This window comes from Azospirillum agricola (genome assembly GCF_020005195.1).
Lineage (GTDB): Bacteria > Pseudomonadota > Alphaproteobacteria > Azospirillales > Azospirillaceae > Azospirillum > Azospirillum agricola.
In genome coordinates, this window is sequence record NZ_JAIFZR010000005.1 from 2,442,166 (window position 1) to 2,469,135 (window position 26,970).

The 26,970-nt window shown below is 69.1% G+C and carries 24 protein-coding genes; 11 read left to right on the top strand and 13 right to left on the bottom strand.

The genetic code is table 11. The annotated features are described in order from the left end of the window. Nucleotides 1-5 precede the first annotated feature (5 nt). The 4 genes from JN22_RS26595 to JN22_RS26610 all read left to right on the top strand — a co-directional run bounded on the left by JN22_RS26595 (nucleotide 6) and on the right by JN22_RS26610 (nucleotide 2,756). Nucleotides 6-596, top strand: coding sequence for a hypothetical protein (locus JN22_RS26595; protein ID WP_143268445.1), 591 nt, complete (start codon nucleotides 6-8; stop codon nucleotides 594-596). Between the two features lie 31 nt (nucleotides 597-627). Then, the gene (gene rsmA / locus JN22_RS26600) at nucleotides 628-1,515 is read left to right on the top strand and encodes a 16S rRNA (adenine(1518)-N(6)/adenine(1519)-N(6))-dimethyltransferase RsmA (protein ID WP_085556756.1); all 888 of its coding nucleotides are present in this window, start codon (nucleotides 628-630) and stop codon (nucleotides 1,513-1,515) included. A 10-nt stretch (nucleotides 1,516-1,525) separates the two neighbouring features. Continuing rightward, the gene (gene arfB / locus JN22_RS26605; RefSeq protein WP_085556757.1) at nucleotides 1,526-1,951 is read left to right on the top strand and encodes an alternative ribosome rescue aminoacyl-tRNA hydrolase ArfB; all 426 of its coding nucleotides are present in this window, start codon (nucleotides 1,526-1,528) and stop codon (nucleotides 1,949-1,951) included. A gap of 103 nt (nucleotides 1,952-2,054) precedes the next feature. Continuing rightward, nucleotides 2,055-2,756 (top strand): type 1 glutamine amidotransferase, encoded by a 702-nt coding sequence (locus JN22_RS26610; RefSeq protein ID WP_085556758.1) that lies wholly within the window; start codon nucleotides 2,055-2,057, stop codon nucleotides 2,754-2,756. Here JN22_RS26610 and JN22_RS26615 read toward each other — a convergent pair. The 9 genes from JN22_RS26615 to JN22_RS26655 form a co-directional block, all read right to left on the bottom strand. Beyond that, on the bottom strand, nucleotides 2,722-4,362 hold the full coding sequence (locus JN22_RS26615) for an NTP transferase domain-containing protein (protein WP_085556759.1): 1,641 nt from the start codon (nucleotides 4,360-4,362) through the stop codon (nucleotides 2,722-2,724). The two genes, JN22_RS26610 and JN22_RS26615, sit on opposite strands and share 35 nt — an antisense overlap. A gap of 39 nt (nucleotides 4,363-4,401) precedes the next feature. Next, nucleotides 4,402-5,118: an XdhC family protein gene (locus JN22_RS26620; RefSeq protein ID WP_085556760.1), complete on the bottom strand. Its 717-nt coding sequence runs from the start codon at nucleotides 5,116-5,118 to the stop codon at nucleotides 4,402-4,404. Then, nucleotides 5,115-5,444, bottom strand: a complete 330-nt coding sequence (locus JN22_RS26625) for an XdhC family protein (protein WP_085556761.1) — start codon at nucleotides 5,442-5,444, stop codon at nucleotides 5,115-5,117. Before JN22_RS26625 ends, JN22_RS26620 begins: the two co-directional genes overlap by 4 nt. Continuing rightward, on the bottom strand, nucleotides 5,441-6,616 hold the full coding sequence (locus JN22_RS26630) for a vWA domain-containing protein (protein ID WP_085556762.1): 1,176 nt from the start codon (nucleotides 6,614-6,616) through the stop codon (nucleotides 5,441-5,443). Before JN22_RS26630 ends, JN22_RS26625 begins: the two co-directional genes overlap by 4 nt. A gap of 53 nt (nucleotides 6,617-6,669) precedes the next feature. After that, a complete protein-coding gene (locus JN22_RS26635) occupies nucleotides 6,670-7,092 on the bottom strand; it encodes a hypothetical protein (protein ID WP_143268447.1) in 423 nt (140 codons plus the stop codon). A gap of 100 nt (nucleotides 7,093-7,192) precedes the next feature. Further along, complete coding sequence (locus JN22_RS26640; RefSeq protein ID WP_085556763.1) at nucleotides 7,193-8,146, bottom strand: AAA family ATPase; 954 nt, start codon at nucleotides 8,144-8,146, stop codon at nucleotides 7,193-7,195. Between the two features lie 265 nt (nucleotides 8,147-8,411). Beyond that, nucleotides 8,412-9,203, bottom strand: coding sequence for an FAD binding domain-containing protein (locus JN22_RS26645; RefSeq protein WP_085556764.1), 792 nt, complete (start codon nucleotides 9,201-9,203; stop codon nucleotides 8,412-8,414). A gap of 54 nt (nucleotides 9,204-9,257) precedes the next feature. Continuing rightward, complete coding sequence (locus JN22_RS26650; RefSeq protein WP_085556765.1) at nucleotides 9,258-11,645, bottom strand: xanthine dehydrogenase family protein molybdopterin-binding subunit; 2,388 nt, start codon at nucleotides 11,643-11,645, stop codon at nucleotides 9,258-9,260. Between the two features lie 59 nt (nucleotides 11,646-11,704). Next, the gene (locus JN22_RS26655; RefSeq protein ID WP_085556766.1) at nucleotides 11,705-12,205 is read right to left on the bottom strand and encodes a (2Fe-2S)-binding protein; all 501 of its coding nucleotides are present in this window, start codon (nucleotides 12,203-12,205) and stop codon (nucleotides 11,705-11,707) included. Nucleotides 12,206-12,492: 287 nt separating this feature from the next. On the opposite strand from JN22_RS26655, the gene JN22_RS26660 reads away from it, so the two are divergent. Genes JN22_RS26660 through JN22_RS26670 form a run of 3 tightly spaced genes read left to right on the top strand, consistent with a single transcriptional unit; the run spans nucleotide 12,493 to nucleotide 15,927 of the window. Then, on the top strand, nucleotides 12,493-13,431 hold the full coding sequence (locus tag JN22_RS26660) for a TAXI family TRAP transporter solute-binding subunit (RefSeq protein ID WP_085556767.1): 939 nt from the start codon (nucleotides 12,493-12,495) through the stop codon (nucleotides 13,429-13,431). 25 nt (nucleotides 13,432-13,456) lie between these two features. Next, the gene (locus JN22_RS26665; protein WP_085556768.1) at nucleotides 13,457-15,550 is read left to right on the top strand and encodes a TRAP transporter permease; all 2,094 of its coding nucleotides are present in this window, start codon (nucleotides 13,457-13,459) and stop codon (nucleotides 15,548-15,550) included. Further along, a complete protein-coding gene (locus JN22_RS26670; protein WP_223677899.1) occupies nucleotides 15,547-15,927 on the top strand; it encodes a DUF1850 domain-containing protein in 381 nt (126 codons plus the stop codon). Before JN22_RS26665 ends, JN22_RS26670 begins: the two co-directional genes overlap by 4 nt. Nucleotides 15,928-15,956: 29 nt before the next feature. Here JN22_RS26670 and JN22_RS26675 read toward each other — a convergent pair whose 3' ends face one another. Next, entirely contained in the window at nucleotides 15,957-16,883 is a 927-nt protein-coding gene (locus JN22_RS26675) for a bifunctional helix-turn-helix transcriptional regulator/GNAT family N-acetyltransferase (RefSeq protein WP_085556770.1), read from the bottom strand. 216 nt (nucleotides 16,884-17,099) lie between these two features. On the opposite strand from JN22_RS26675, the gene JN22_RS26680 reads away from it, so the two are divergent. Next, nucleotides 17,100-18,554: a sodium:proton antiporter gene (locus JN22_RS26680; RefSeq protein WP_085556771.1), complete on the top strand. Its 1,455-nt coding sequence runs from the start codon at nucleotides 17,100-17,102 to the stop codon at nucleotides 18,552-18,554. Nucleotides 18,555-18,573: 19 nt separating this feature from the next. Here the strand turns inward: JN22_RS26680 and mazG are convergent, their stop codons facing one another. Then, on the bottom strand, nucleotides 18,574-19,383 hold the full coding sequence (gene mazG / locus JN22_RS26685) for a nucleoside triphosphate pyrophosphohydrolase (protein WP_085556772.1): 810 nt from the start codon (nucleotides 19,381-19,383) through the stop codon (nucleotides 18,574-18,576). A gap of 450 nt (nucleotides 19,384-19,833) precedes the next feature. Here mazG and JN22_RS26690 point away from each other — a divergent pair, with 450 nt between their 5' ends. Then, nucleotides 19,834-21,201: a hypothetical protein gene (locus JN22_RS26690; protein ID WP_143268449.1), complete on the top strand. Its 1,368-nt coding sequence runs from the start codon at nucleotides 19,834-19,836 to the stop codon at nucleotides 21,199-21,201. A 125-nt stretch (nucleotides 21,202-21,326) separates the two neighbouring features. Further along, nucleotides 21,327-22,550 carry a lysozyme inhibitor LprI family protein gene (locus JN22_RS26695; RefSeq protein WP_143268451.1) on the top strand — a complete coding sequence of 408 codons (1,224 nt, stop codon included), beginning with the start codon at nucleotides 21,327-21,329 and terminating at the stop codon, nucleotides 22,548-22,550. A 41-nt stretch (nucleotides 22,551-22,591) separates the two neighbouring features. Here the strand turns inward: JN22_RS26695 and ppx are convergent, their stop codons facing one another. Next, on the bottom strand, nucleotides 22,592-24,133 hold the full coding sequence (gene ppx / locus JN22_RS26700; RefSeq protein WP_223677900.1) for an exopolyphosphatase: 1,542 nt from the start codon (nucleotides 24,131-24,133) through the stop codon (nucleotides 22,592-22,594). Between the two features lie 31 nt (nucleotides 24,134-24,164). Further along, nucleotides 24,165-26,312: an RNA degradosome polyphosphate kinase gene (locus tag JN22_RS26705; protein WP_085556776.1), complete on the bottom strand. Its 2,148-nt coding sequence runs from the start codon at nucleotides 26,310-26,312 to the stop codon at nucleotides 24,165-24,167. A gap of 127 nt (nucleotides 26,313-26,439) precedes the next feature. On the opposite strand from JN22_RS26705, the gene JN22_RS26710 reads away from it, so the two are divergent. After that, entirely contained in the window at nucleotides 26,440-26,958 is a 519-nt protein-coding gene (locus JN22_RS26710) for a SixA phosphatase family protein (protein ID WP_085556777.1), read from the top strand. The last annotated feature ends 12 nt before the right edge of the window (nucleotides 26,959-26,970 follow it).

Genomic DNA, 26,970 nt, shown 5'->3' on the forward strand with positions numbered 1-26,970 from the left:
ATCCGATGCCCCGCCTCCTCTGGGTCGCTCTGCTGGCCGGGTTGGGGGGAGCGCTGGCGGCGGTGCCGGCCGGTGCCCAGGGCGATGCGCAGGTCGCAAGGCAGAGGGACGCGCTCGACTGGCTGGCCGGCGAGCCGATGACCCTGCTGGACTGGGGCATCGCCAGGCTGCGCGGGGACCTCGACGACGCGGCGGGGGAGGCGGCGCATGGCGGGCGCTCCACGCTCGCGCGCAGCGGGGTGTTCTACCGCCCGCAGGACCGCCGCATCGTCGCCTACGCCAGCTTCGTCGAGCCGCCGGCCAACCGCACCGACGCGGTCTGCGTCGAGCTGTTCGGGCGTCTGGCCGCGGCGCTGGTCCATGGCGCGCCGCAGGGCTCGGGCGGGGCGAGCTGGTATCTGGAGAATCTGTTCGGCCACGAGGCCCGCTTCGCCAGCCGCCCGCCGGATCTGGGGGAGCAGATGGCCGACCGCGTCGCCTTGCAGGTGACGGTCGGCGCGCGGGCGGCCGACGCCTTCGAGGATTCCCGCCGCGTCACCTGCACGGGCCGGCTCGACTCCCCGCCTTCCGCCATCGCCCTGCGCGTGGAGGGCTGACGGCGGCGCGGCGGCGGCTTATAAGACGAACATGACCGATCCGATTGCCGCCCCCGCCACCGCTTCCGTCCCGACCTTCGACCCGCACGCCCTGCCGCCGCTGCGCGACGTCATCGCGCGCTTCGACCTGGGAGCGAAGAAGTCGCTCGGGCAGAATTTCCTGCTCGATCTGAACCTGACGGGGCGCATCGCCCGCTCGGCCGGACCCATGAAGGGCGTCACCGCGATCGAGGTCGGCCCCGGCCCCGGCGGCCTGACCCGCGCCCTGCTGGCGACCGACGCGGTGAAGGTGATCGCCATCGAGCGCGACCGCCGCTTCATCGAGGCGCTCCAGGAGGTGGTCGACGCCGCCGCCGGCCGGCTGAGCATCGTCGAGGCCGACGCGCTGACCGTCGATCCGGAGGCGCTGGCCCCGGCGCCGCGCGCGATCGTCGCCAACCTGCCCTACAATGTGGCGACGCCGCTGCTGCTCGGCTGGCTGGCGCGCATCGATTCCTACGTCAGCCTGACCCTGATGTTCCAGAAGGAGGTCGCCGACCGGCTGGTGGCGCGGCCCGGCAGCAAGGCCTATGGCCGGCTGTCGGTCATCACGCAGTGGCGGTCGGACGCGCGGGTTCTGTTCAACCTGCCGCCGCGCGCCTTCACCCCGCCGCCGAAGGTCGAATCCACGGTCGTCCAGCTGACCCCGCGCGCCAACCCGGAACCGGCCGATTGGAAGGCGGTCGAGCAGGTGACCGCCGCCGCCTTCGGCCAGCGCCGCAAGATGCTGCGCCAGAGCCTGAAGTCCCTGGGCAACGCCGAGGCGCTGCTCGAGGAGGTCGGCATCGCCCCGACCGCGCGGGCCGAGGAGATCGACATCGCCGGCTTCGCCGCGCTGGCCCGCGCCCACCGCGCGCGGAATCCGGTGGAGACGCCGTGATGGCCCCCTCATGACGACGATCCGCGTCACCCCCCGGATCAGCCTGGACGAGAGCGAACTCCACGAGGATTTCGTCCGCGCCTCCGGTCCGGGCGGCCAGCACGTCAACAAGACCGAGTCCGCCGTTCAGCTTCGCTTCGACGTCGCCGCCTCCCCGAACATTCCGCCGGATGTGAAGGCCCGGCTGGTGAAGCTGGCGGGATCGCGGATGACCTCCGACGGGGTGCTGATCATCCAGGGCGACAGCTACCGCAGCCAGCTTCGCAACCGCGAGGATGTGCGGGAGCGGCTGATCGACCTGATCCGCGACGCCTCGGTGCCGCCCAAGATCCGCCGCAAGACCAAGCCGACCTACGGATCCCAGCAGCGGCGGCTGGAGGGGAAGGCCAAGCGATCGGAAGTCAAGCAGGGCCGGCGCGGCCCGACGGGGGATTGACCGCCCGCATGGCCGCCTTGCAAGGGCGCCGGCCGTCTTGAACTGCACCCGCGGCGGCCTCACAACAGGATGTCGCTATTCCAATGACGTGAGCGTGCCCACCATGCGCATCCTGGTCGTGCAGAACAGCCGCACCGCCCCCATCGGCCTCGTCGGCGAGGCGCTGGCCGACAACGGCGCCGCCCTGGTCACCGTCGCCGCCAACGAGGGCGAGGCGATTCCGGCGCTGGACGGTTATGCCGGCCTGGTCGTGCTGGGCGGCCCCCAGGATGCCTGGAACGACGCCCAAGGCCCGCATTTCCCGGTGGTGATGGAGACGATCCGCGCCTTCACCGAGGCCGACCGCCCGGTGATGGGCATCTGCCTCGGCGCCCAGCTCGCCGCGCGGGCCTATGGCGCGCGGGTCTACCGGCACGAGGTCGCCGAGCTGGGCATCCACGGCGTGACGCTGAACGAGCGGGCCGCCGACGATCCCGTGCTCGGCGGGCTGGGGCCCGAGCTGAAGCTCGCCCAATGGCATTACGACACCTTCGAGTTCCCCGAGGGCGCGGTGCCGCTGGCCCACAGCGCCGCCTGCGGCCGGCAGGCCTTCCGCCTCGGCCGCGCCACCTACGGCTTCCAGTTCCACCCGGAGGCGACCGGGGAGATCGTGCGCGGCTGGGCCTCGCGCTTCGGCGAGGAGGCGCGGGAGCGCAACCGCGGCCTGCTCGACGGGCTGGACGCGGCGCTCGACGCCCATCTGCCGGCGGCGGAGACCTTCACCCGGACGATCACCCGGCGCTGGCTGGATCTGGCGGCGCCCTGAACTGCGCGAGCAGTTCCGGAGTGTCCACATCGTAGAGGATGCCGGCGTCGTCCACCGGAACCTCGCAAACCCGGTCGGCGTGCAGCCCGAGCAGCCGCTTGGCGCCGCTGTCGCCGGTCAGGGCGGCCATCTCGGTGAAGAAGGCGCGGTCCCACAGCACCGGGTTGCCTTGCTTGCCGTGGGTGGTCGGAATGCAGATGGCGCGGCCCTCCGCCGGGCTGTAGGCGGCGACCAGCCGGTCGATCACCCCGGCCGCGACGCGCGGCATGTCGCCCAGGCAGACGACCACCGCGTCGGATTCGCTGGGCACCGCCGCCAGCCCGGCGCGCAGCGAGCCGCTCAAGCCCTCGGCGAAGGCCGGGTTATGGACGAAGGTGACGGGTTTGCCGGAGAGCGCGGCGGCGACCCGCTCGCCCTGGTGGCCGGTGACGACGATGACGCTGGCCGCCTGGCTCGCCAGCGCCGCATCCACCGCGCGGGCGACCAGCGGCGTGCCGCCGACGTCGGCCAGCAGCTTGTTGGTGTCGCCCATCCGGCTCGACCGGCCGGCGGCCAGCACCAGGGCGGTGACTCGCGGAGCGCGCGGGGTCTCGGCGACGGCGCCGGAGCGGGGCAGGGGACGGCTCGGGATCTCGGCCAGCAGGCCGCCGACCCCCATCCGCATCACGTCCGCCCGCGACGGCGGCAAGCCGGCGGCGATCCGTTGCAGCACCCAGTCGAAGCCGTTCAGCTTGGGCGAGCGGGCGCAGCCCGGCAATCCAAGCACCGGACGCTCGCCGGCCCGCGCGCCGAGACGGGCGAGCAGCAGCAGGTTGCCGGGATCGACCGGCATGCCGAAATGCTCGACCGTTCCGCCGGCCCGCTCGATGGCGGCGGGCAGCACGTCGCGCCGGTCGGTGATGGCCGACGCCCCGGCGATCAGCAGCAGATCGACCGGCGGCGCCTCGTCGATGCGCCCGGCGAGATCCGTCTCGTCGTGGCCGCAGCGCGCCTCATGGACCAGCCGGCCGCCCAGCGCCTCGATCCGGTCGCGGGTGACGCCGACGGTCTTGTCGAGCACGCTGTCCTTGACGCCCGGCAGACGGGTCTGGATCAACCCGACCGTCAGCGGCCGGAAGGCGGCGACGCGCAGCGGCGGCGAACCGGCCAGGATGGCCTCCGCCTCCTCGACACAGCGGGCGGGGGCGGCGAAGGGAATGATCTTGACGGTCGCCAGCATCTGCCCCGGCTCGACCGGCGACAGGTCGGGCAGGGTGGCGACGGTCACGCTCTCGTCGATCAGGTTGATCGTGTCGAGGCGGGCGGCGTCGAGCCGCAGCAGGCCGCGCCCGGCGGCGAACAGGTTGACCCGCCCGGTGAAGGCGGCGGCGACGGTGACGCCCTCGCCGGCCACCGCCGTGGCAACGCGCGAGGCCGCCTCGTCCTCGCCCAGATCGTCGGCCGACAGCCGCGCGGCGATGACCGTCTCGATTCCGAGGCCGCGCAGGGTGGCGACGTCCGCGGCGGACAGGCGGCGGCCCTTCTTGAAGGCGACCGCGCCGCGCCGCAGGGAATGCGCCAGGATGGCGCCCTCGGCGTCGCTCAGCGGGACGGAGCCGAACTGCATGGACGCGGGCGCTCCCTCGGGGCGGTTAGGGCAGGGCGGTCAGCAGGGGTGGTTCTCTCCCCGGCGGACGCAGGTGATCTGCGCCAGGATGGCGATGGCGATTTCAGATGGGGTGACGGCGCCGATCGACAAGCCCACCGGGCCACGGATCCGCTTCACCTCGGCCTCGCTCAGCCCCTCGTCGCGCAGGCGGTCGAGGCGCAGCGCGTGGGTGCGCTTGCTGCCCAGCGCGCCGACGTAGAAGGCCGGGGAGCGCAGCGCCGCGATCAGCGCCGGGTCGTCCAGCTTGGGGTCGTGCGTCAGCGTGACGATGGCGGTGCGGACGTCGGGCTTCAGCGCGGCCAGCGCCTCGTCCGGCCACAGGTCGCTCAGCTTGGTGCCGGGAAAGCGCGCCTCGGTCGCGAAGGCGCCGCGCGGGTCGATCACCGTCACGTCGTAGCCGGTCAGCGCCGCCACCGGGGCCAGCGCCTGGGCGATGTGGACGGCGCCGACGATCAGCAGCCGCATGGCCGGGTTGTGGACATGCACGAACAGCTTGAAGCCGTCCTCGTCCTGCGGGTCGGTCAGCAGGCCGGAGCGGTCCTGGCGGATGCGGCGGCGCACCTCGTCCAGCAGGTCGGGCTCCAGCCCGAAGCCGCCATGCACGGCGTCGTCATAGACCAGCGATTGCAGGCCGCTGTTCAGATCGGTGACCAGGGCCACCGGAAGGGCGGCCTCCTTGGCGGCGACCAGACGGTCGAGAATATCGCGTTTCATTCCACGGCCTCGACATAGACCTGAACCTGCCCGCCGCAGGCCAGCCCGACTTCCCAGGCCATTTCGTTGGTGATGCCGAAGGACAGCAGGCGCGGTTCGCCGTCCTCCATCGTCTTGGCCGCCTCGTGGGCGACGGCGCCCTCGATGCAGCCGCCCGACACGGATCCGGCCATCGAGCCGGCGTTGTCGACCGCCATCTGGCTGCCGACCGGGCGCGGCGAGGATCCCCAGGTCGCGACCACGGTCGCCAGCGCGACCTTGCGGCCGGCGGCCCGCCATGCGGCCGCCTGCTCCACGATGTTGTCAGCCATCAGGGTGTCGTTCATCCCGCCGCCTCCTTGACCCAGCGGCGCAAGCCCGGATGCCGGCGCGGGCCCTCGCGCGACAGGGCGTCGGCGAGACCGGCGAGGCTGTTGAGGCTGTGAGCCGCTCGAAAATCGTCCACATGCGGCAGCAGCGCCCGGATGCCGGAGGACTTCGGCGCGAAGCCTTCCCAGCGCAACAATGGATTCAGCCAGACGAGCCGCCGGCAGCTTTTGTGCAACCGTTCGGCCTCCGCCGCAAGCCCTTCCCCTGCATCCCTGTCCAGCCCGTCGGTAATGAGAAGCACCACGGCGCCCTGTCCCAGCACGCGCCGCGCCCACTGGCGGTTGAAGGCGTGCAGCGCCGTGCCGATCCGCGTGCCGCCCGACCAGTCGGCCACCGCGCCCGACACGGCGTCGAGCGCCACGTCCACATCCTTGTGGCGCAGATGGCGGGTGATGTTGGTCAGCCGGGTCCCGAACACGAAGCTGTGCACCCGGTCGCGGTCGTTGGTCACCGCGTGCATGAAATGCAGCAGCATGCGCGAGTAGCGCGTCATCGAGCCGGAGATGTCGCACAGCACGACCAGCGGCGGCGGCCGGGTGCGCCGCCGCTTGCGCGCCAGATCGGCGAGGTCGCCGCCCGCCCGCAGCATGCGGCGCAGCGTGCCGCGCGGATCGACGCGCGGTCCGGCCGGGTCGGGGCGGTGGCGCCGCGTCGTCACCTCGGCCAGCGGCAGGGCGAGGCGGGTGAGCAGGCGCTTGGCCTGCGCCATCTCCTCGCCGGTCATCTTCTCGAAATCCTTGTCCTGCAACCGTTCGGCGGCGGAGACGGTGAAGCTGGCGTCGATCTCGATCTCGGTCTTCTCGGGGCCGTCCTCTTCCTTTCCCGCGCCATGCAGGGCCTCGGCGAGGCGCTGGGCCATCTCGGCGCGGTCGGGCGCGGCCTCCGTCCGCACGGTCGGCAGCATCAGCGCCATCATCCGCTTCAGGATGTCGGGGTTGCGCCAGAAGATGTGGAACGCCTGGTCGAACAGCTCGCTCTGGTCGCGGCGGTTGACGAACACGGCGTGCAGCGCCCAGTAGAAGTCGGTCCGGTTGCCGAGCCCGACCGTCTCCACCGCCTCGACCGCCTGCAACACCTTCCCCGGCCCGACCGGCAGCCCGGCGGCGCGCAGCGCGCGGGCGAAATGCATCAGGTTGAGGACCAGCCGGCTATTGATGGAAGCCCCCCTGCAAGTTCATGAGTTTAGACAATATTGATATTATCGCTGTTGGGCAGGCTCGCTGTGGCCGCCTTTTTGATTGAGCAGGTCGCTATTGCAGCTGCTCCTGATTGAGAATTTGTCGGAAGTTCTATAACCAGCAAAGATTTATGGGAATTTGACAAGCTTAAATTCAGAACGATGTAACTTATAATTCCTCTCAGATCTACGGCGCTTCCGCCCCAAAGAACAACGCGAACTTGGTTAACTGGAGTTCTTGCTTTAAATCCGGAATCAATAAAATACATAACCTTATTGTAATCATGATAATTAAACCCCGGACACCCACGATCCCAACTCACCAAAAATGGCTTTTTATGTCCAGAATTTACACCAGCATTATATACTGAAGATAAAAGCATGTCGTTATCTATGAGATTTTTTATTTTTTCGAGCGTAGACGGCATTTTCCCCTCATTTGCAAACTGATGATCAATTGAAATCAATAATAATGCAGATTTTTAGCAATTAATCAACCTCTGGTGAAAAATTACAGGCTTTTTTCGGCTATCGGGCGGTGGTGGCGGCGAGTTCGGTCTTCACCTGCGACAGGATGCGGGCGGCCTCGCTGCCCTGGATGCGGGCGATGTCGTCCTGGTACTTCAGCAGCGTGCCCAGCGTGTCGTTGATGACCGAGGGTTCCAGCTCCAGCTGGTTCAACTCGACCAGCGCCTGCGCCCAATCCAGCGTCTCCGCCACCCCCGGCGCCTTGTAGAGGTCGAGGCCGCGCAGTGACTGCACGAAGCCCACCACCTGGGCCGCCAGCCGCGCGTCGGCGCGCGGCGCCTTGACCGCGACGATCTCGCGCTCCCGCGCGGCCGACGGGTAATCGACCCAATGGTAGAAGCAGCGCCGCTTCAGCGCGTCGTGGATCTCGCGCGTGCGGTTGGAGGTGAGGATGACGATCGGCGGCTCCGGCGCGCGGATGGTGCCGTATTCGGGGATGGAGACCTGGAAGTCGGAGAGGATCTCCAGCAGATACGCCTCGAAGGGTTCGTCGGTGCGGTCCAGCTCGTCGATCAGCAGCACCGGCGGGCCGGCGGGATCGGGTTCCAGCGCCTGGAGCAGCGGCCGCTTGACCAGGAAGCGCTCGGAGAACAGGTCGGCGGCCAGCGCGTCGCGGTCGGAAGCGCCACCGCCGGCGCTGTTGGCGGTCGCCTCGGCCAGCCGGATCTCCATCATCTGGCGGGCGTAGTTCCACTCATAGACGGCGGAGGAAGCGTCGAGCCCCTCGTAGCATTGCAGGCGCAGCAGGCGGCGGCCCAGCGTGGCCGACAGCACCTTGGCGATCTCGGTCTTGCCGACGCCGGCCTCGCCCTCCAGGAACAGCGGCCGCTTGAGCTTCAGCGCGAGGTAGAGCGCCGTCGCCAGCGAGCGGTCGGCGACGTAGTCGCCACGGGTGAGAAGCGCCAGCGTGTCATCGACGGAGACGGGGACGGAGGCGGGGAGGGGGATGGTCATGAACACCTTGCGGACTGGCGGAGATTGCCCTCTCCCGCCCCGGGAGAGGGCGCAGAACCGACGGCCGCAGGCCGGACGAGCGCCGAAGGCGATCGTAGGTGGCGCGCGATCGCGAGACTTGCGAGCGACCGTGGGACCCGCGAAGCGGGGAGGGTGAGGGGCTATCGGGACATGGATTTCGTACCACACCCTCTAGCCCCTCACCCTTCCCACCGCTTCGCGGCGGGCCCCTTCCCTCTCCCGGGGCGGGAGAGGGAGAATCATATCACCCCGCCGCCTCGACCGCCCGCTTCGCCATCACGGTGACGAGATGGGCGCGGTACTCGGCGCTGGCGTGCAGGTCGGCGTTCAGGCCATCGGCCCCCACCGACAGGCCGTTCAGCGCCTCGGCCCGGAAATCGGCGGCCAGCGCCGTCTCGAACGCCTCGGCGCGGAAGACCGACCCGCCGGCCCCCGTCACCGCGACGCGGACCTCCGCCCCGAAGCGCGCCACGAAGACGCCGACGATGGCGTAGCGGCTGGCCGGGTTGCGGAACTTGGCGTAGGCCGCCTTGTCGGGCTTGGCGAAGCGCACCGCCTTGACGATCTCGCCCGGCTCCAGCGCCGTCTCGAACATGCCGGTGAAGAAGGCGTCGCCGGCGATCTCCCGCCGGTCGGTCACCACCGTGCCCTTCAGCGCCACCACCGCCGCCGGATAGTCGGCCGACGGGTCGGCGTTGGCGATGGAGCCGCCGAGCGTCCCCATGTTGCGGACCTGCCGGTCGCCGATGCCCTCCGCCAGGCTCGCCAGCGCCGGGATGACGCGCCGGACGAGGTCGGAATAGGCCACCTCGGCGTGGCGGGTGAAGGCGCCGATCTCCAGCCCGCCGCCGGCCTCGCGGATGCCCTTCAGCTCGGCGATGGCGCCGAGGTCGATCAGGTCGGACGGCCGGGCCAGCCGCTGCTTGAGCGTCGGCAGCAGGGTTTGCCCGCCGCCGAGCAGCTTGGCGTCCTCCGCCTGGAGGGCGGCGGCGGCCTCGGCGAGGGACCTGGGCCGCTGGTACGAGAATGCGTACATCGGGTCTTCTCCTTATTCCTCGGCGGTCATTTGGCGGCGATCATTCGGCGGCGGTCATTCGGCGGCCATGGCCGGGGTGGCGGCCTGGATGACACGCCAGACCTTCTCCGGCGTGGCCGGCATGTCCATATGGATGACGCCGTAGGCCGCCAGCGCATCGACCACCGCGTTCATCACGGCGGCCGAGGCGCCGATGGTCCCGGCCTCGCCGCAACCCTTCACGCCGAGCGGGTTGTGGGTGCAGGGCTGGTCCTCGTGGTAACGCACGGTGAAGGACGGCACGTCGTCGGCGCGCGGCATGCAGTAGTCCATGTAGGAGCCGGTCAGCAACTGGCCGGACTCGTCGTAGACGCAGTTCTCGAACAGCGCCTGCCCGATGCCCTGGACCAGCCCGCCATGCACCTGCCCCTCGACGATCAGCGGGTTGATGACCCGGCCGAAATCATCGACGGCGGCGAAGGCGACCACTTCGGTGACGCCGGTCTCCGGGTCGATCTCCACCTCGCAGACGTGGCAGCCGTTGGGGTAGGTGAAGTTCTTGGGGTCGTAGAAGGCCTGCTCGTCCAGCCCCGGCTCCAGCTCGTCGAGCGGGAAATTGTGCGGGACGTAGGCTTGCAGGGCGATGTCGCCGATGCCGAGCCCCTTGTCGGTGCCCGCCACGGTGAAGCGGCCGTCCTTGACCTCGATGTCGCTCTCGGCCGCCTCCAGCATGTGGGCGGCGATCTTCCGGGCCTTGCGCTCGACCTTGTCCATCGCCTTGACCAGCGCCGAGCCGCCGACCGCCAGCGAGCGCGAACCGTAGGTGCCCATGCCGAACGGGATCTTGGCGGTGTCGCCGTGGACGATCTCGACATTCTCGATGGGAATGCCGAAGCGTTCGGCGACGAGCTGGGCGAAGGTCGTCTCGTGGCCCTGGCCGTGGCTGTGCGAGCCGGTGAAGACCGTCACCGAGCCGGTCGGGTGGAAGCGCACCTCCGCGCACTCGTACAGGCCCGCCCGCGCGCCCAGCGCGCCGGCGACGTTGCTGGGGGCGATGCCGCAGGCCTCGATGTAGGTGGCGAAGCCGATGCCGCGCAGCTTGCCCTTGGCCCTGGACGCCGCCTTGCGCGCCTGGAATCCGTCGTAATCGACCAGCGGCAGGGCGATCTCCAGATTCTTGGCGAAGTCGCCGGTGTCGTATTGCAGGGCGACCGGCGTCTGGTAGGGCATCGCCTCCGCCGGCACGAAGTTGCGCCGCCGGATCTCGGTGCGGTCGAGCCCGGCGACTCCCGCCGCGACGTCGACCAGCCGCTCGATCAGGTAGCAGGCCTCCGGACGGCCGGCGCCGCGGTAGGCGTCCACCGGGGCGGTGTTGGTGAAGACCGCCTTGACCTCGGCGTAGATCGCCGGGGTCTTGTACTGGCCGGCCAGCAGGGTGGCGTAGAGGTAGGTCGGGATCGAGGGCGCGAAGGTCGAGAGATAGGCGCCGAGGTTGGCCAGGGTGGACACGCGCAGCCCCAGGAAATGGCCGTCCTTGTCCATCGCCATCTCGGCGTGGCTGACATGGTCGCGGCCGTGCGCGTCGGTGAGGAAGCTCTCCGAACGGTCGGCGGTCCATTTCACCGGACGCCCGATCCGGCGCGCCGCCCAGGTGACGACGGCCTCCTCGCCGTAATGGAAGATCTTCGAGCCGAAGCCGCCGCCGACGTCCGGCGCCACGACGCGCAGCTTGTGCTCGGGGATGCCCAGCACGAAGGCGCCCATCAGCAGCCGGATGACGTGCGGGTTCTGGCTGGTGGTGGTCAGCGTGTAGTCGCCGGTCGCCGCGTCGTACTCGCCGAGCGCCGCGCGCGGCTCCATCGCGTTGGGCACCAGCCGGTTGTTCACGAGGTCGATGCGGGCGATGTGCGCCGCCTGCACGAAGGCCGAATCCACCGCCGCCTTGTCGCCGAGATGCCAGTCGTAGCAGACGTTGCCCGGCGCGTCGTCGTGGACCAGCGCCGCCGCATCCTCGACCGCGCGGGTGGAGGAGGCGACCGCCGGCAGTTCCTCGTAATCGACCACGACCAGCTCGGCGGCGTCGCGCGCCTGCTCGCGGGTCTCGGCGATGACCACGGCCACCGCGTCGCCGACGTAGCGCACGCGGCCGCGCGCCAGCGGGAAATGGCCCGGCTCCTTCATCGGCGAGCCGTCCTTGGAGTGGATCTGCCAGCCGCAGGGCAGGCTGCCGACCTTGTCGGCCTCCATGTCGGCGCCGGTCAGCACGGCGACGACCCCCGGCGCGGCCAGAGCCTCCGCCGCGTCGATGCCCTTGACCAGGGCGTGCGCGTAGGGCGAGCGGACATGCACCGCGTGGGTCATGTTCGGGCGCTTGAAATCGTCCGTGTAGCTGCCGCGGCCGGTCAGGAACCGCTGGTCCTCGCGCCGGCGCACCGGGGCGCCGATGCCGTTGGGGTTCGCCATCTCGTGAATCCTCCCATCGGAACGCTTCTTGTTCGCAAGACTGGTGCGGTTGCCGCGCCTTACTCCGCCGCGACCTTCGCCGACTCGGTCCCGGCCATCGCCTCGGCTCCGGCCATCACCGCCTTGACGATGTTGTGGTAGCCGGTGCAGCGGCAGATGTTGCCCTCCAGACCCTCGCGGATCTCCTGCTCGGTCGGGCTGGGGTTGTCGCGCACCAGATCCACGGCGCTCATCACCATGCCCGGCGTGCAGAAGCCGCATTGCAGCCCGTGATGCTCGCGGAAGGCGGCCTGCATCGGGTGCAGCGTGCCGTCGGCCGCCGCCAGCCCCTCGATGGTGGTGACGGCGGCGCCGTCGGCCTGGAGCGCCAGCGCGGTGCAGGACTTCACCGAGCGGCCGTCGACATGCACGACGCAGGCGCCGCACTGGCTGGTGTCGCACCCGACATGGGTTCCCGTCAGGCCCAGGGTTTCGCGCAGGAAGGTGACGAGCAGGGTGCGCTCCTCCACCTCGCGCGTGACCGTCTTGCCGTTGACGGTCATCGTAACGGTACTCGGCATTGGATACCTCCCGCTGGCTAACTTTCGGCTGGCAGTTTGGTCGGCCCGCTTCCGTGCGGATGTCGGCGGTCATTCCACCGCAAGGATAGGGTAGCCCTCCCCGCCGAGGTCAAGCGGTCCTATGGCCGTCGGCCGAAAGAATGGGATTGAAATGGTCTATGACTCGGATTGTACGTACTGGCGCGCAATTTTGCGCCGCGTTACAGTGGCTTGGCAAGAGCCCGCGAGCAAAGCGGGCGCAAACGGCCTCAGAACGTCACGTCAAAAACGCCCTTGGGAGAAAACGCATGAAACGCTTCGCCGCCGCCGTCGGAGTCTGCCTGTTCCTGTCGCTGCCGGCGCAGGCCGAATCCTTCATCACCGTGCTGACCGGGGGCACCAGCGGCGTCTACTACCCGCTGGGCGTGGCGCTTTCCAACGTCTACGGCAAGGCGCTGCCGGGCGCCAAGGTGACGGCGCAGGCCACCAAGGCGTCGGTGGAGAATCTCAACCTGCTCCAGGCCGGGCGCGGCGAGATCGGCTTCACGCTCGGCGATTCGCTGAGCGACGCCTGGAAGGGCAACGAGGAGGTCGGCTTCAAGGCCAAGCTGGAGAAGCTGCGCACCATCGCCGCCATCTACCCCAACTACATCCAGGTGGTGGCGACCAAGGAGTCGGGCATCAGGACGCTGGCCGACCTGAAGGGCAAGCGCGTGTCGGTCGGCGCGCCGAAATCGGGGACGGAGCTGAACGCGCGGGCGATCTTCCACGCCGCCGGCCTCGACTACAAGGATTTCTCCAAGACCGAATATCTTCCCTTCGGCGAATCGGTCGATCTGATGAAGAACCGCCAGCTCGACGCGACGCTGATCTCGGCGGGTCTCGGCGTCGCCGCGATCAAGGATCTGTCGGCCTCGCAGGAGGTCACCGTCGTCACCATCCCGGCGGAAATCATCGCCAAGGTCGGCGACCCCGCCTACATCGCGGAGACGGTGCCGCCCAACACCTACCCCGGCCAGACCGAGGCGGTGCCGACCGCCGCCGTGCGCAACCTGCTGGTCACCCATTCCGGCGTGTCGGACGACGCGGCCTACGCGATGACCAAGACGCTGTTCGACAATCTCGACGCGCTGGCCGCCGCCCATGTCGCCGCCAGGCAGATCAAGCTGGACGCCACCGCCACCCAGTCGCCGGTGCCGCTGCACCCAGGCGCGGCCAAATTCTACAAGGAAAAGGGTCTGATGTGAGCGGACACCGGCCGGAGACGCCGCGTTGACCACGAAACAGGGCGAGGCGGACGCCCAGATCCGCCAAGCCATCGACCGCGAGAATCCGTCCACCGTCGCCGCCTTCGAGGGCTTCGACGGGCGGGCGGTCTTCGCCATCGCCGTCGCCTTCTCCGTCTTCCAGCTGTGGACGGCCGCCTTCAACCCCGTGTCCAGCATGGTGGTGCGGTCGGTCCATGTCGGCTTCCTGCTGCTGATGACCTTCGCCCTGTTCGGTTTTCGTCAGGAGTCGGCGCGCAAGCGGGTGCCCTGGTACGACTGGCTGCTCGGCCTGACCGCCTTCGGCACCGGCCTGTACCACTACGTGTTCGAGGTCGAGCTGATCCAGCGCTCGGGGGATCCCAGCACCGCCGACCTGATCGTCGGCGCCATCGCGGTGGCGCTGGTCTTCGAGGCGGCGCGGCGCATCATGGGGCTGGCGCTGCCGATCATGTGCGGCGTCTTCATCCCCTACGCGCTGTTCGGGCGCCATCTGCCCTTCGGGCTCGGGCATCGCGGCTACGACCTGGATCAGGTCATCGACAACCTGTTCCTGTCCACGGAAGGCATCTACGGCACCCCGACCTTCGTCTCGGCCAGCTACATCTTCCTGTTCATCCTGTTCGGCGCCTTCCTGGAGCGGGCCGGGATGATCAAGCTGTTCAACGACGTCTCGCTCGGGCTGGTCGGCCACGCCAAGGGCGGACCGGCCAAGGTGGCGGTGATCTCGTCGGGCCTGATGGGCACCATCAACGGGTCGGGCGTCGCCAACGTGCTGACCACCGGCCAGTTCACCATCCCGCTGATGATGCGCTTCGGCTACCGCCCGGCCTTCGCCGGCGCCGTGGAGGCCACCGCCAGCATGGGCGGACAGCTGATGCCGCCGGTGATGGGGGCCGCCGCCTTCATCATGGCGGAGACCATCGGCGTGCCCTACAGCGAGGTGGCGATCGCCGCGGCGATCCCGGCCATCCTCTATTTCGGCAGCGCCTTCTGGATGGTCCATCTGGAGGCCGGCATGCGAAACCTCGTCGGCCTGCCGCGCGACCAGTGCCCGAGCGCGCTGAGGGCGGTGGTCGAGGGCTGGTACCTGCTGCTGCCGCTGGCGGCGCTGATCTACCTGCTGTTCTCCGGCTTCACGCCGCTGTTCGCCGGGGTGATCGGCATCGCGGCGACGGCGGCGCTGATCCTCGGCATGAGCATCGCCGGCGCCGTCGGCGCCACGGCGCTGCGCGTCGCCTTCTGGGTCGTGGTCGGGCTGGCCGCGGCGGGGCTGTGGCGGCTCGGCATGCGCACCGAGCACCTCGCCTTCACCATGGTGGCGCTGCTGATCGTCCCCTGCCTGATGTTCCGGGGCGGGCGGGAGACGCTGCGGCTGGTGGTCAACAGCATCGCCGACGGCGCCAAGAACGCCATCGGCGTCGGCGTCGCCTGCGCGCTGGTCGGCGTGCTGATCGGCATGATGACGCTGACCGGGCTGGCGTCGAGCTTCGCCTCGACCATCGTCGACTGGTCGGGCGGCAACCTGCTGGCGGCTCTGGTGCTGACGATGATCGCCTGCATCGTGCTGGGCACCGGCCTGCCGACGACGGCGAACTACATCATCACCGCCTCGATCGCCGCCCCCGCCTTGCTGACCATGGGCGTGCCGCTGATCGTCAGCCACATGTTCGTCTTCTATTTCGGCATCATGGCCGACCTGACGCCGCCGGTGGCGCTGGCCGCGCTGGCCGCCTCGTCGATCTGCAAGGCCGACCATATGGAGATCGGCTGGATCGCCGCCCGCGTCGCCATGGCCGGCTACGTCGTGCCCTTCATGGCGGTCTACGACCCGGCGCTGGTGTTGCAGACCGGCGACTGGCTGGCGGTGGCCTATGTGTTCGGCAAGGCCTGCGTCGCCATCGCGCTCTGGGGGGCGGCGACCATCGGCTTCTTCTGGACGCCGCTGCCGCTGGCGGCGCGCGTTTACGCGGCCGCCACCGCCTTCCTGTTCGTGCTGGCCCTGCCGGTGACCGACGAAACCGCCTTCGCGATGACCGGCCTGTTCCTGCTCTGGCAGCACCGGCGGCGGCGGACCCAGACGGCCCTGCGGGCGGCGTGAGCGCATCGCTGTGCCTGATGGCCCTCGGCGGCGCGCTGCTCGCGGCGCTGCCGGGGCCGTCCTTCACCCTGTCCTGGACGCACTCCATCGAGAAGACCGAATGGCGGGAGGCGTGGCGGGTCGAGGCCGGCCGCCTCGTTCCCGTCGAGGCCCGCGTGCGCGGCGCCGGCGCCGGCATGGAGCCGGGGCCGGACGCCCGCCTGACCGCCGACGGCTGGTGGGTGTGGGTGCCCGGCCTGCCGCCGCAGGAGAGCGTGACGCTCGCCGCCTCGTCCTTCACCGCCGAGCATCGCCTGTGCGCGGGCGACCTCTGCAAGCCGCTCGGCGGCTGGACCGGGCGGCGTGACGAACCCGTGACGCTGCGCGCCTGCCCGTGACGCGGGCTCGAACATCGGAAGACGCGCTGTTACGGCGCGAGGTCCAGCGACCAGATCTGGTCCACAAGATCGTGACCGAACCGATGGTTCGGCATTTCCCGGGTCATCACGAAGCCGGCGCGCCGATAGAGCCGGCAGGCGGCGGCCAGCACGCTGACGGTCCAGAGATCCAGGCGCCGGTAACCCAGCTCGCGCGCGCGAGCGACGCAGGCCGCGACCAGCCGCCCGCCCACGCCCATGCCCCGCGCGTCGGATTCGACGTAGAGCAGGCGGAGCTTGGCGGCCCCCGGTTCCTCGCCGCGCACCAGGAAGACCGAGCCCACCATCCGCCCGCCAGCCTCCGCGATCCAGCAATCGTCCTTCGCGGGATCGAAGGCTTCGTGGAAATCGGCCAGAATGCGGGCGACCAGGGCCTCGTAATCGCCGTTCCATCCGTATTCGGAGCTGTAGAGGATCGCCTGACGGGCGGCGACGAGGCCGAGGTCGCCCGGCCGCAGCCCCCGGAGCGTCACCGTGGGCTCGTCACCGTCGAAGACCTCGTTGATGGCGACCGCCGCCGACAGGAGGCGGGAGCGCTGGAACGGACCCAGGCTCTCGATGAGCGTTCCGACCGCCGCGCGCGTGCTGGCCTCAAGGGCCGCGAAGGCGGCCCGCCCCTCCTCGGTGAGGGAAAGAAGCTGGTGGCGGCCGTGGGCCGGATTCTCGCGGACCGCGACGAGGCCGCGGTCCAGGAACCGTTTGACGGTCCGGCTGAGCTGGGCCGGGTCGAGGCGCAGCGCGCGGGCGATCTCCGCGGCCATCGGGCTGGTCCGGTTCGCCAGCTCGTACAGGATGCGCGCCTCGCTGAGGGTGAAGGGGCTGCCGTCGTAGGTGGCGTCGAGAAGCCCCAGACGGCTCGTGTAGGTCCGATTGAAAGCGCGCAACGTCGCGACGTCCCGGTCGTGCTGAGCGGTCATGGGGCCTCCAGTGTTGACTCAATCAATATTCGACACTGTTGATCGAGTCAACACTGCCCGGCCGGCATTTTCCAATCCCACGCCCGAAACCCGCCGGCGGGCAGGGCAGGGTGGGGGGGAGGCATGGCGACCCGCCGGGCCCCGCCGCCTCGCTTGCGCTTGGGCTCCTTCACCCCGCATACTCCCGCCCCTTCCGCCAGCCGACAATTCGGACCCATGACGAACCTGCCCTTCCTCCCCCGCCTTGCCGCGGCCGCGCTCGCGCTGGCGGGCTTCCTTCTGGCCGGAGCGCCCGGCCTCGCCCTGGCCGCGGAAGCCGGCGCGCCGCATCTCGACGGGCGCGCGATGGGCGTGCTGTGGGTGGTGCCCTTCGCCGGCATCCTGCTGTCGATCGCGCTGTTCCCGCTGCTGGCCCCGCTGGTCTGGCACCATCATTTCGGCAAGATCTCGGCCGCCTGGGCGCTGGCCTTCCTGCTGCCCTTCGCCGCCGTCTTCGGGGTCGGGCTGGCGACCTACGAGCTTCTGCACACGCTGCTGCTGGAATACATCCCCTTCATCGTGCTGCTGACCGCGCTGTTCACGGTGGCCGGCGGCGTCCGGCTGACCGGATCGCTGGTCGGCACGCCGCTGGCCAACACGGTCGGACTGGCGCTGGGGACCGCGCTGGCCAGCGTGATGGGGACGACCGGCGCCTCGATGCTGCTGATCCGGCCGCTGCTGCGCGCCAACGAGCACCGCCGCCACAAGGTCCACACCGTCGTCTTCTTCATCTTCCTGGTGTCGAACGTCGGCGGCTCGCTGACGCCGCTCGGCGACCCGCCGCTGTTCCTGGGCTTCCTGAAGGGCGTCAGCTTCTTCTGGCCGACCATCCATCTGCTCGGGCCGATGGTCTTCCTGTCGGCGCTGCTGCTGGCGATCTATTTCGCCCTCGACCTGTTCCTCCACACCCGCGATCCCGGCAAGCATCCGCTGATCGAGGGCGTGCACGAACGCGAGCCGGTGCGCATCGAGGGCGGCGTCAATCTGCTGCTGCTGGCCGCCATCGTCGGCGCCGTGCTGCTGAGCGGCGTCTGGCATCCCGGCACCGGCGTCACGCTGTACCATGTCGCGGTGCCGCTGGAGACCATCGTCTCGCAGATCCTGCTGGTCGCGATCACGCTGCTGTCGCTGAGGCTGACCAGCGCCAGGAGCCGCAGCCTCAACGGCTTCAGCTGGGGGCCGATCCTGGAGGTCGCCAAGCTGTTCGCGGCGATCTTCCTGACCATCATCCCGGCCATCGCCATCCTGAAGGCCGGCACCGACGGCGCGCTCGGCGCCATCATCGCCGCCGTGAACGACAACGGCACGCCGAACCCCGCCGCCTATTTCTGGGCGACCGGCATCCTGTCGAGCTTCCTCGACAACGCGCCGACCTACCTGATCTTCTTCAACACGGCCGGCGGCGACGCGCAGGTCCTGATGGGCGATCTGGCGCTGACCCTGACGGCGATCTCGGCCGGCGCGGTGTTCATGGGGGCGAACAGCTACATCGGCAACGCCCCCAACTTCATGGTCAAGGCGATCGCCGAGGAGCGCGGCGTCGCCATGCCCAGCTTCTTCGGCTACATGGTGTGGTCCTGCGGCATCCTGGTGCCGCTGCTGGGGCTGACGACCCTGGTGTTTTTCGTGTGAGAGGGCAGGCGAGGGCGCCTCAGCCCTCGCCGCGTTCCTCCCGCTTGGCCTGCTGCCAGAAGGCTTCCATCTCGTCGAGCGTGGCGTCCTGCGGCTTGCGGCCCTGGTCGGCGAGCAGCGCCTCGATGCGGTGGAAGCGGCGCTCGAACTTGGCGTTGGTGCCGCGCAGCGCCGATTCAGGCTCGACCTTCAGGCGGCGCGCCAGATTGACCAGGGCGAACAGCAGGTCGCCCAACTCGTCGGCGACCCGCTCCTGGGCCGAGCCGGCGTCCATCTCGGCCCGCAATTCCCGGACCTCCTCCTCGATCTTGTCGAGGATGTCGCGGGCGTCGGTCCAGTCGAAGCCGACCCGCGCGGCGCGGTTCTGCAACTTCAGGGCGCGGGTCAGGGCGGGCAGGGCGGGGATGACGCCCTCCAGCGCCGACGGGGCGCGCCCTTCCTCGGCGGCCTTGGCGGCGCGCTCGGCGGCCTTGTGCTCCTCCCAACGCGAGGTCTGGTGGTCGGCGGTCTTCACCTCGTCGGGGCCGAAGACGTGCGGATGGCGGCGGATCATCTTGTCGGTGATGACGCCGGCGACCTCCTCGAAATCGAACAGCCCTTCCTCGCGCGCCATCTGGCTGTAATAGACGACCTGGAACAGCAGGTCGCCGAGTTCCTCGCGCAGCGCCGTCTTGTCGTCCTTCTCGATGGCGTCGGCGACCTCGTAGGCCTCCTCGATGGTGTGCGGCGCGATGGTCCTGTAGGTCTGCACCAGATCCCACGGGCAGCCGCCGTTCGGATCGCGCAGCCGCGCCATGACGTCGATGAGCCGGTCGATGTTGCGGGTCATGGAATGCGGTCTCCGGAACGGGAACGAATGGAAGGAAGGTGGATCGGGAGCGCGACGATAACCGAGCCATCAGGGCATGGGAAGACCGGGGGCACGAAAATCACATAATCAACATTATGGAAAATAATATCCGGCAAGCCCGACCTGCCTCATGGAAACGAGCCGGTTCCGGTCAGGCACTCGAATCCCGTTCCGCGCGAACAGGATGCCTCATGCACAATTGGCCGACTCCCTTGCTGTCGCGGGATGTGACATCCTGTCAGCCGCATGGCCGGAGAGCCCGGCGACACCCCCAACGATGATGGAGCATCAATGCCACGGAATCCGAACCGGCCTTTGTGGCGCGCATCATCCTCGACACCGCAACCACCGGATCGGCCCTCCGGAGCCGCCGCCCCCACGGCTGCGCGCTTGTCGGCGCCACCCCCGCCCGGTCTCCTTCCGGTCCAAATGAAGAGAAAAGATTGGGACCAGGGCCATCATCAGGCGCTTCCTCCGGCGGCTTTCGGCCAAGGGCGGGCGCCGAAGAAGCCGGAGACGCCGGGATGGCCGCAACCCGCCTTGGCGGCCGGCCCGCGAACCATTCAGCCCTGCAACCGGAATTCCGCTCCGGCCCATCAGCCGCCAGGAATCGGCGCGCGGCCCCCGGCGGCGGGCCATCGTCCCTTCCGCCCCGGCGTCGTCCAGGCCATGGAGGTGTTGAACCCCGTCTCCCTGGAGCAGAGGCAGGTTATCGAGCAAGGAAACATTCCTCAAGAAGCCTATCAGGCTTCAGAGAAGCAAATCATGGATTTGAGGAATGTCGTGCAAAAATGGAACGGCTCCGTTCCCAGTGTCGCCACCTTCAAAAATGACACCTCTGTGTTTTTTGAACTGTCATACACACTGGCGTTCGGACAGATCATCAACAATCTTGCTTTTTTCCATGCGGCGCGAACCCAGGAAGAAAAAATCATAAGGGCAAACCATCTGATCCTATCCTGCAATTACTGGCTTCGAAAGGCGAACGTCAAGACCAAGGATTCAAAGCCGCTGGATTACGTCAACAACGGCCAACTGCCCAAGGGTGGCTTGAAACTCAAGGGTGCGGAAAGCCGCCGTGTGCCGATCCTTGCGCTGAGCGTCCTGCTGTCGAACTGGCTGACCGGCCAGGGCAAGACGGCCACAATCTCTTCGATCATCGACAGCATGACGATACCGAATCAGGGCATGACCCCCGACCATGGTTCCAAAGACGTCATATGGTGGAACAGATTCGCCGGAAATAGAGTTCCCGAAACGATCAAGACGAAGGAACTCCGCAACGAAGGCTCCTTCGATGACATCGATGAAAGGCTGGTCAGTCTTGACAACGATAGCCAGAAACGGATTGCCAAGCTGATTTTCAGGGCCGGCGTGGCCTACAAGTGGGGCAACAACGATTTTGGGAGAATCGACGACGTCGGCTACGCCCTGTTCAACACATCCTCTTCCGGCGTTCATTTCGTGATGGATCGCCGTGGCCGGATTTACGCGGGAACGCTGTCGAACGTCTTCTTCGTCCATTCCTCCCTCGTGGGCTTCGCCGACGCCCTCTCCGCCGGCTTCATCGTTGCCAAGCAGGGCAGGATCACCGGCATCAAGAACGACAGCGGACACTACAAGCCGGGAGCCGAGGAGATGGTCAAGGCGCTGCAACGGCTGGAGCTTTACGGGGTGAATCTGTCCGGCGTGAGCGTCGAGCGGCTCCAAGCCACCCATCGGCTGGGCGGCCGGGTGTTCTCCGCCGCCGAAATCCTCAATGCACCTTCCGGCAAATGGCCGGACGAGGAGGGTTGACCAGGCCCGACGGCATGGGCTTGACGGCATGGGAGGCAGCGCAGGGTCGCGTCGCGGCCGCTTCCGGTCCGTCCTCCGATGCACTATCGTCGGCGCCGGCGATGGACACCGGAAGATTTGGCGGCGTGCGACGGTTCGACATGGCGATGGCGCGTTTCAAGGCGGGGCTTCTCATCGGGACGGCCCTGTTGGTGGTTGGAGTCTTCGGCGCCGGGAGCAGCGCGGCGCAGAGCCTGTCCTGCGCGAAGCCGGCAAGCGCGGTGGACCGCACGCTCTGCGCCAGCGCCGACCTGAGGATCGCCGCCGAGGATGTCGCGGCGGCGTTGCGCGACACGCTGGCCAACACGCCGCTGGCCGAGCGCGATCCCGTCACGCGCGGCCAGCAGGCGTTCCTGGCGGAGCGTGACCGGCTGTGCGCCGACCGCTCCGGCCTCGCCGCCTGCCGCCAGTCCTACGAGAAGCGCGTCGCCGACCTCCAGGCGCAGAACAGCGCCGCGCAGAAGAAGCTGGCCGCCGTCGCCGCCGGGATTCCCAGGGATCCGAAGGCCGCCGCCGCCGCCCTGCAACGCTACGACGGCGCCGCCGCCAAGGCATGGCAGGTCTATCTGCTTCAGTCGGGCCTGCTTCAGTCGGGCCAAACCCAGGCCGCCGACCGCGAGGCGACGGTGCGCGCCCTGGTCGCCTCGGTGATCGACAAGGATCTGCCGCCCGACCCGGAGTTGAAGGAGGAAATGCGCAACCTCGGCGATGTGGCGACGGCGCCCCTCGGCACGGCGCTTCTGTTCCTGCGCCATGTCCTGTCGACCACCGAGATGGAGGCGCCCTGCTTCCTCTTCACCCGGCACGGCCAGCCGGCCTTCGAGGCGTTCGGCCCCTTCTGGGGCAACAGCCGCGACGCCTCCCCCGCCCTGTGCGAACCGCCCTCCTCCCTCTACGACCTGCCGGAATGGCAGCGGATCGAGGCGCGCCTCGCGCCCGCCGTCGATCCCGCCCTGGAGGAGCGCGGCAGCATCCGCGAAGGCTACGAACGGCAGTTCGCGGTCGACAACCTGCAAGCCTCGCTGGTCCCCGGCACCCTGCTGGAATCGCCCCATTCGCCGGAGGCCCGCAAGGCCGCCGAACAGCGCAAGGCGACGGTGACCGCCTTTCGGAGCTGGAGCGACTTCGCGGTCTGGCCGGAGGCCGACTACAAGGCGGTCGTCGCCGCCCTGCCCGCCGCCCAGGCCGCGACGGCGCGGATCTACCGGGAGAAGTTCGGCCTGAACCAGCAGACGGCCGATCAGGCCGCCCGCGCCGCCGCCGACCGCTTCATCGCCGCCCGGCTGGGCCTGCTGATGCCGGACGACTGATCCGGAGCGGCCGGACCGGCCACCGGCAATTCGGTCACCGTCTATTCGGCCGCCTGCGGGCGCATCGGCTGGGCGATGTCGCCCTTGCGGTTCAGCGCCTTGGCCAACGCGTCGACACGGCGCTGCACCGCCTCGCCCGACGGTACGGTCCCGTCGTCGGGCAGGGTCAGCACCAGACGCTCGCCGACGACCTTCAGGCTGGTCCGCTCCAGCAGCGCGGTGGCGCCGCCCGACAGCGTGTGCGCCAGCCGCAGCGCCAGCCCGAGCACCAGCGCCTTCAGCCCCTGCCCTTCGCTCAGCAGCGAGCGGGCGCCCAGAGTCTGCGGTGATTCGACGGTGCCGGCGTAGCGGGCGTAGGCGGCCAGCGCCAGGAAGGCCCGCTCGTCATGGTCGAGCGCCGGGAACGGGTAGCGCAGGATGCGCAGGAAGGCGTGCTCGGCGCGGTAGTCGGGATGCTCGGCCCAGCCGACGTCGCTCAGCAGGCAGGCGGCGTGGCGCAGCCGGGTGGCGTTGTCGTCCTCGCCGGCGAACAGCCCGGCGGTCCAGTCCAGCAGCAGCGACGGGTCGCCCATCCGCACGAAACGCTGCGCCCAGTCCGCGGCCGAGGCCAGCAGCGGATCCACGCGCCGGCCTTCCGGCGTCAGCAGCGAATAGAGATGCCCCTCGCGCAGGCCATAGGCGGAGAACACCACCCTGGACGGCTGGGCCGCGCGCAGCAGCCGCTCGAACACCAGCGCCGCGAAGGGCAGCGTGTCGAGCCGCCGCCGCGAGCCCGACAGCTTCTCCAGCGACGAGCGGCTCTGCCGGCCCATCAGGGCCGCGAACTCCCGCGCCTCGCCGGCCGGCATGCTGTAATGGTGGATGATGTGCAGCGGGTGGTTGCTCTGCTCCATGTGCAGCTTGGCGATGGCGCGCCAGCTTCCGCCCACCGGGTAGAAGGGCCGTCCCTTGGCCTTGCCGAGCCAGGGCAGCGATTCCAGACGCTGGTCGATCAGCCGGATCAGCCCGTTCTGGCGCGTCACCCCGGTTTCCATCAGCCGCAGCGGGCCGAGCGGCAGGGTGACCTGCTCGCCGATGGCGCCGCGGTCGAGCGACACCAGCTCCAGGCTGCCGCCGCCGAGGTCGCCGACCAGCCCGTCGGCCTCCGGCGTGCCGGACAGCACGCCCATCGCCGAGAGCCGGGCCTCCTCCTCGCCGCTGATGACGCGGACGGTCAGGCCGGTCGACCGCTCCACCCGTTCGACGAAGGCGGCGCCGTCGCGGGCGTCGCGGACCGCCGCCGTGGCGATCACGTCCAGCCTCGCCACCCGCATGCCGGCGGCGAGGCGGGCGAAGCGCTCCAGCGCGGTCAGCCCCTGGGCAACGCCGTCCGGGTTGAGGTTGCCGGTCTTCTCCACCCCGCGCCCGAGGCCGCACAGCACCTTCTCGTTGAACAGCGCCAGCGGCGACCGGATCAGCCCGTCATAAACGACCAGCCGGATCGAGTTCGACCCGATGTCGATCACCGCGACCCGGCCGCCCGAGTTTCCAAGGGCCAAATCCCCGCCGGCGCCTTCGGCCGGTGAGACCGTGCGATTGTCCATCCCCATCGTCGTCGACTCCGTCACCCGAACCTCAGGACACCGTACGCAACATCAAACGCGGAGGCGTCTTTTTGTTGCTCAGGGCGCTTCCCCGGCCCGACAGGCTGGGGTTGGTCATGAAGTAATTGTGGACGCTGAAGGCGTCCGGACCAGCCTTGATGCGGTGGTACACGCCGTCGGGGCCGAGCTTCCAGGTGCTGGCGTCGTCCTTCAGGTTGGCGACCATGATCTGGTCGAGCACCTGCTCGTGCACGGTCGGATTCTCGATGGGGATCAGCGTCTCGATCCGGCGGTCGAGGTTGCGGGTCATCCAGTCGGCCGAGGAGATGAACAGCTTGGCCTGCGGGCTGGGCAGCCCGTGGCCGTTGCCGAAGCAGATCACCCGGCCATGCTCCAGGAAGCGTCCGACGATGCTGCGCACCCGGATGTTCTCCGACAGGCCCGGCACGCCCGGCCGCAGGCAGCAGATGCCGCGGATCACCATGTCGATCTGCACGCCGGCCTGCGACGCCTTGTAAAGCTGGTCGATGATGGTCGGATCGACCAGCGAGTTCAGCTTCACCCAGATGGCGGCCGGCCGCCCGGCGGCGGCGTGGGCCATCTCCGCCTGGATCAGCTCGGCCAGCCGCTGGCGCAGCGTGATCGGGGCGATGGCGATCTTCTCCAGCACCTTGGGCGTGGCGTAGCCGGTCATGAAGTTGAACATCACCGCCGCGTCGTGGCAGAGCGCCGGGTCGCAGGTGAAGAATGACAGGTCGGTGTAGATCTTGGCGGTGATCGGGTGGTAGTTGCCGGTCCCGAAATGCACGTAGCTGCGCAGCGCCTTCTTCTCGCGCCGCACCACCATCGACACCTTGGCGTGGGTCTTGAGATCGACGAAGCCGTAGACCACCTGGGCGCCGGCGCGTTCCAGGTCGCGGGCCCAGCGGATGTTGGCCTCCTCGTCGAAGCGGGCCTTCAGCTCGACCAGCGCGGTCACCGACTTGCCGGCCTCGGCCGCCTCGATCAGGGCGGCGACGATCGGGCTGTCCTTGCTGGTGCGGTAGAGCGTCTGCTTGATGGCGACGACCTGCGGGTCGCGCGCCGCCTGCCGGACGAACTGCACCACCACGTCGAAGCTCTCGTACGGGTGGTGGACCACCAGATCCTTGTGGCGGATCGCCGCGAAGCAGTCGCCGCCGAAGTCGCGGATGCGCTCGGGGAAGCGCGCGTTGAAGGGGCGGAAGACCAGATCCGGCCGCTCGTCGACGATCAGGTTCTTGGTGTCGGTCAGGCCGATCAGCCCGTCGAGGCTGAAGACGTCCTCGCTGACGACGTTCAGTTCATGCCGCAGGAACTCGCGCAGGTCGGCGGCCATGCCGCTGTCGGTCTCCAGCCGGATCACGCTGCCGCGCCGGCGGCGCTTCAGCGCCGTCTCGAAGGTGCGGACCAGATCCTCGGCCTCCTCCTCGATCTCGATCTCGCTGTCGCGCAGCACCCGGAAGACGCCGTTGCCCTTGACCTGGAACGGAGGGAACAGGCGGTCGATGAACAGCATCACCACCTTCTCCAGCTGGACGAAGCGGATGTCCGAGCCGGGCAGACGGATGAAGCGCTCGATCTGCGAGGGCAGCGGCACCAGCGCGTCGATGTGGCGCCCCTTCACCGGGTCGTGCAGCTGGAGCGCCAGCGAGAAGCCCAGGTTGGGCAGGAAGGGGAAGGGGTGGGCCGGATCGACGGCGATCGGCGTCAGGATCGGGAAGATGTCGTCGAGGAACTTGGCCTCCAGCCAGTCCTTCTCGCCCTCGGTCAGCTCGTCGGGGTCGGCGACGGTGATGTTGGCCTCGCGCAGGTCGCCCTTCAGCGAGCGCCACATCGCCTGCTGGCTCGCCATCAGCTCGACGATGCGCTGTTTCACCGCACTCAGCTGCTGGGCCGGGGTGAGGTTTTCCGGGCTGGGAGTCTTCACTCCGGCCGCCACCTGCCCCTTCAGGCCGGCGACTCGGACCATGTAGAACTCGTCCAGGTTGCTGGCCGAGATCGACAGGAACCGCAGCCGTTCCAACAGCGGGTGGTTCGGATTTTCAGCTTCGTCCAGGACCCGCTGGTTGAAGGCCAGCCACGACAGTTCGCGATTGATGAAGCGCTCCGGCGCGGTGGCTTCGATGCAGACCGTTTCGAGATCCTGGAGATTGGTCACGGCACCCTCTGAGGTTCGTCAGCCGCCCCCGCCCCGGACGGGCGAGGGGATGCAAAGATGGCGGACAAGTCTATCCCATCTGCGTTACGGTTTCAGGACTCCTGTTTCGGATAAGCCCCCCCTTGCGATGAAGACCCTGTTTCTCCTTCGCCACGCCAAATCCTCCTGGGACGCTCCGGGCCTGGGCGACCACGAGCGGCCGCTCGCCCCGCGCGGCGAGAAGGCGGCGACCCTGGTCGGCCGCCATCTCGCCGCCCACCACGCGCGCGTCGATCTGGTGCTGTGCTCCACCGCCGTCCGCGCCGTGGAGACCCGCAAGCGGGTGATGGCCGCCATGGGCGTGCCCTTCCCGCCGGTGGAGCATGAGCGCGGCCTCTATCTGTGCGGCGCCCGCACCCTGCTGGAGCGGCTGCGCGACGCGCCGGATTCGGCGACCGGGCTGATGCTGGTGGCCCACAACCCGGATCTGCACGATCTGGCGCAGGAGCTGGCCGGCGACGGCCCGGCCGAGCACCGCCACGCGCTCGCCGACAAATTCCCGACCGGCGCCTGCGCCGTGCTGGTGTTCGGGGCGATGCGCTGGCGCGACCTCGATCTCGGGGCCGGGCGGCTGGCGGATTTTGTGCAGCCGCGGAAACTCTCTTAACGCGGTGCGTCC